Consider the following 4331-nt stretch of genomic DNA (forward strand, 5'->3'; position numbering starts at 1 on the left):
CCAGGGTGGGGACGGCGGCGAGCAGGCCGCGGGTGTACGGCTCGGCGGGGTGGTCGACGATCCGCTCGACGGGGCCGGACTCCACGAACCGGCCGTCGCGCATGACGTGGATACGGTCGGACACCAGCCGGGCCACGCCCAGGTCGTGGGTGATCATCAGGATGCCGATGCCGGTGCGCTCCTGCAACTCCATGAGCAGGTCCAGGACGCCGGCCTGGACGGTGACGTCCAGGGCCGAGGTCGGTTCGTCGGCGACCAGCAGCTTGGGCTCGGCGGCCAGGGCGATGGCGATGAGGACGCGTTGCAGCATGCCACCGGAGAACTGGTGCGGATAGGCGCCCCAGCGGGTCTCGGGGTGCGGGATCCGCACCCGGCCGAGGAGTTCGATGCCGCGGGTGCGCGCCTCGGCCTTGGACAGTTCGGGGTGGCGCAGCCGCAGCGCCTCGCCCAGCTGGTGGCCGATGGTGTGCACGGGGCTGAGTGCGGTCATCGGGTCCTGCGGGATGAGGGAGACGCCGCGGCCGCGGATCCGCCTGATGGCCTTGGGGTCGGCGATGATGTCGCAGCCGAGCACGCGGGCGGTGCCGGACAGCACGGCCAGCCCGTCGGGCAGCAGCCGCAGCAGGCCCATGGCGGTGGTGGACTTGCCGGAGCCGGATTCGCCGATGAGCGTGACCGTCTCGCCCGGGGCGATGGTGAAGCCGACGCCGTCGACGGCGCGGACCACGCCGCGGTCGGTGATCAGCTCGATCTGCAGGTCCTCGACCTCCAGGAGGGGGGCCGTCTCGCTGGTCTCACTCATGAGGAGGCCTCCGTGGCGCGTCGGCGGGTGCGGTCGCGCAGACCGTCGCCCAGCAGGTTGACCCCGACCACCAGGAGCACGATGACCAGGCCCGGCAGGGTCACCAGCCACCAGGAGGTGGTGATGTAGTCCTGGCCGTCGGAGATGATCCGCCCCCAGGTGGCGAACGGCCGCTGGGGCCCGGCGCCGAGGTAGCTCAGCGCGCTCTCCAGCAGCACCGCCTGGGCGAGCAGCAGGAGGACGACCAGGGACGCCTGGCGGACGATGTTGGGGATGATGTGGCGGGCCAGGATGGCGACCTGGCGCAGTCCGAGCACCCGGGCGGCGGCCACGTACGGCTTCTCCCGCTCGACCAGGACCAGCGACCGGGTGAGCCGGGCCACCTCGGGCCACTGGGCGACCGCGATCACGCAGGTGATGACGGTGACGGAGGGGCCGAAGAGGGCGACGACCAGCAGCAGCATCATCAGCAGCGGCAGCGACATCTGGGCTTCGAGCAGCCGGGAGACGACCGTGTCGACCCAGCGGCCGAAGTATCCGGCCGCGGCGCCGGCGACGACGCCGATGAGGCCGGAGACGACGACCGCCAGTACGCCGACGGTCAGCGACACCTGGCCGCCGTGCAGCACTCGGGAGAGCAGGTCGCGGCCGAGCTGGTCGGTGCCGAAGAGGTGGCCGTCGGTCAGCGGCGGCAGCCGGCGCGCGGAGAGGTCCTGGTCGTCGGCTCCGGCCAGCGGCAGCAGCTGGGCGAGGGCGACCGGGACCACCACCAGCAGGGTGCACACGGCGCCGATCCACAGTTTCAGGCTCGCGCTGCGGCGGCGCCGGGTGGCGGTGGCGCGCCCCAGGTCCTTCGCGGTGACCGCGCTCGGGCGGGGCTGGTGGGCCGTCTCGGCCGGGGCCGGGGGTTCGAGGGCGCCTTTCATCTCTCAGGCCGCCTTTCCCAGGCGTACCCGCGGGTCGAGCAGCGGGTAGGCCAGGTCGATGAGGAGTTGGACGAGGACCGCCAGGGCGGCGGTGACCAGGACGGTGGCCTGGATGAGCGGGTAGTCGCGGGTCTCCAGGGCGCGGACGACCAGGGAGCCGACGCCGGGCCAGCCGAAGACCACCTCGACCACCACGACGCCGTTGAGCATCGCGGCGAACCGGGTGCCGAGCGCGGTCAGCACCGGGATGGCGGAGTTGCCCAGGGCGTAACGCCAGGTCAGCGCGCGCTCCGAGACACCGCGGGAGCGGGCGACGGTGATGTACGGGGAGGCGAGGGCCGCCACCATCTCGCGGCGGACCAGCCGGGAGATCAGCGCCATCTGGAGGATCGCCACGGTGACGGTCGGCAGGACAAGCCCGCCCCAGGTGGTGAACCCGGAGGCGGGGAGCACCGGTACCAGCACGGCGAAGACGGTCAGCAGCATCACGCCGATCCAGAAGTCCGGCATGGACTGTCCGGCGATGGTGAGGACGTTGGCGCCCAGTTCGCGCTTGGTGTCGGCGCGGCGGGCCATCCATACGCCCAGCGGTACGGCGACGAGCGTCGTGAGCGCGATCGCGGCGGCGGAGAGGGTGATGGTGTACGGGACGCGGTCGAGCACCACGTCGAAGGCGGGGGCGTGGAAGGAGTAGCTGGTCCCCAGGTCGCCGGTGAACAGATCGCGCAGGAAGACCCAGTACTGCGTCAGCAGGCTGTCGTCGAGGCCGAACTGTTCGCGGATCCGCGCCAGGTCCTCGCTGGTCGGGTTGGGGCCGGCCAGGGCCGCGGCGGGGTCGCCGGGGGCCATGCGCACCAGCACGAAGACGGTGGAGAGGGTGAGGAAGATGGTCAGGACGCTCTGGCCGAGGCGGCGGAGCAGATAACGGATCACGGCTCAGCCCTCCAGGCGCACGGAAGCGAGGTCGTAGGAGTTGACCTGCAGGAGCCGCACATCGGTCACGCGGGTGCGGCGGGCCAGCACCACATTGGGGATGAAGGCCCACAGGCAGGGTCGGGTGTCCCAGATCGCCTTCTGGACGTCGGCGAGCTTCTTGTTCCGGGTCTTCTCGTCGCTCTCGGACGAGGCGTCGGCGATCCGGGTCGCGATCTCGGGGAAGACATAGCCCTGGTAGGTGTCCCGGGTCTTCTCCTTCTCCGGGGTGCCGCCGTACATGCCCTGGAGGCTGGTGCTGGCGTAGCCGGTGGGGACGGAGTAGCCGTTGCCGAGGACGTCCCAGTCGCCGCGGCGGCCCTGCCGCCACTGCAGGATGTCGCCGCCGGGCTGGAACTGTTGCAGGGAGGCGCGGACGCCGGCGGAGCGCAGCATCTCCAGTACGGCCTCCATCACCGAGGTGTCCCCGGGGAACTCGCCCGACTCCCAGATGATCTTCACCTTGAGGTCGTCGGCACCCAGCGCGGCCAGCCGTTTACGTGCCTTGCCTGGGTCGTATACGTAGGACCCGGTGCGCACCGCACCCCGCAGGGCCAGCGGGACCACGCCCTCGGCCTGCTGGGCGGAGCCGGTGAGCACATCGCGCACCAGGGCCTCGCCGTCGATGGCGTAGCTGAGCGCCTCGCGCACCCGGGGGTCGGCCAGCGGATGTCCCCGGGGCTTGCGGAAGTTGAAGAACAGCTGGTTGACCCGGGTGCCCGAGGTGCGGTCGAGCCGTACGCCGGGCAGACCGCGCAGCTGCTCCGCGGAGTCGGGGGTGATGGTGTCGATCACGTCCAGCTCGCCGCTGCGCACCGCGACGATGCGGCTGGACTCCTCGGGGACGAAGCGCACCCGCACCTTCTCGATGGCCGGGCGCCGCCCCCAGTAGTTGCGGTTGGCGGCCAGGGAGTACTCGCCGGTGCCGGAGTTCGCCGAGGTGACGACGTACGGGCCCGAGCCCACCCCGCCGGACAGCTCCTCGGGGCGGTTCTTGGCGGCCGGGCTGATCAGGATGTTGGCCATCAGCTGGTCGAGGATCGGCACCGGGTGCTCGGTGCGCAGATAAAAGGTGCGCTCGTCCACCGGCTCGACGGTGGGCAGCTCGGGGAACAGGCCTATCAGAAAGGACCCGTTGACGCCCGCGTACATCTTCAGGGCGGTGGCCACGTCCTTGACCGTGACCGGGGTGCCGTCGGAGTACCGCACTCCGGCGCGCAGCCGGACCGTCCAGCGGGTGGGCTCGGTCATCTCGAAGCGGTCGGCGAGCACCAGCTCGGTGTTCAGGCCCTTGCCGATCCGGGTGAGCCCCTGGCGGACGGCGCGCTGCACCGTGACCGCCGCGTCGAACTGGTTGAGCTTGTTGTCGAGGCTGACCAGGGAGCGGTTCAGCCCCAGGCTGATGGTGCCGGGGCCGGGGGCACCGGTGGGCCCCGCGCACCCGGCCAGGGGGCCGAGGGCGAGGCCGGCTGTGGCACTCGCGCCCAGGCGCAGCACGGTCCGCCGGCTGGGGTGCGGACCGGATGAGATACGGGTCATCGTCGACCTCTCGGCATTTCAGGGGAGCGACCGGCTCGCTCGATCCGCCCGGATCGCCGCCGGGCGGATCGTAGACCGTCCGGCAGTAGGGC

General features: G+C 71.7%; 4 protein-coding genes. All 4 read right to left on the reverse strand.

Features of this window, described 5'->3' with window-relative positions; translation table 11 throughout:
- Positions 1-802, reverse strand: an 802-nt coding sequence (locus tag CCN51_RS51285; RefSeq protein WP_086861238.1) for an ABC transporter ATP-binding protein, incomplete at its 3' end; no start/stop codon positions are given.
- Positions 799-1728, reverse strand: a complete 930-nt coding sequence (locus CCN51_RS51290; RefSeq protein ID WP_014181486.1) for an ABC transporter permease — start codon at positions 1726-1728, stop codon at positions 799-801. The genes CCN51_RS51290 and CCN51_RS51285, both read right to left, overlap by 4 nt.
- Positions 1729-1731: 3 nt before the next feature.
- A complete protein-coding gene (locus CCN51_RS51295) occupies positions 1732-2661 on the reverse strand; it encodes an ABC transporter permease (protein WP_014181485.1) in 930 nt (309 codons plus the stop codon).
- A 3-nt stretch (positions 2662-2664) separates the two neighbouring features.
- Complete coding sequence (locus CCN51_RS51300; protein ID WP_014181484.1) at positions 2665-4239, reverse strand: ABC transporter substrate-binding protein; 1575 nt, start codon at positions 4237-4239, stop codon at positions 2665-2667.
- Positions 4240-4331 lie beyond the last annotated feature (92 nt).

The sequence above is a fragment of the Streptomyces milbemycinicus genome, assembly GCF_002154605.1.
Lineage (GTDB): Bacteria > Actinomycetota > Actinomycetes > Streptomycetales > Streptomycetaceae > Streptomyces > Streptomyces milbemycinicus.

What these genes read in the sequence shown, in the direction of transcription:
- CCN51_RS51290 (WP_014181486.1), bottom strand. Translation starts at nt 1,728, where the DNA reads ATGAAAGGCGCCCTCGAACCCCCGGCCCCGGCCGAGACGGCCCACCAG.
- CCN51_RS51300 (WP_014181484.1), bottom strand. Translation starts at nt 4,239, where the DNA reads ATGACCCGTATCTCATCCGGTCCGCACCCCAGCCGGCGGACCGTGCTG.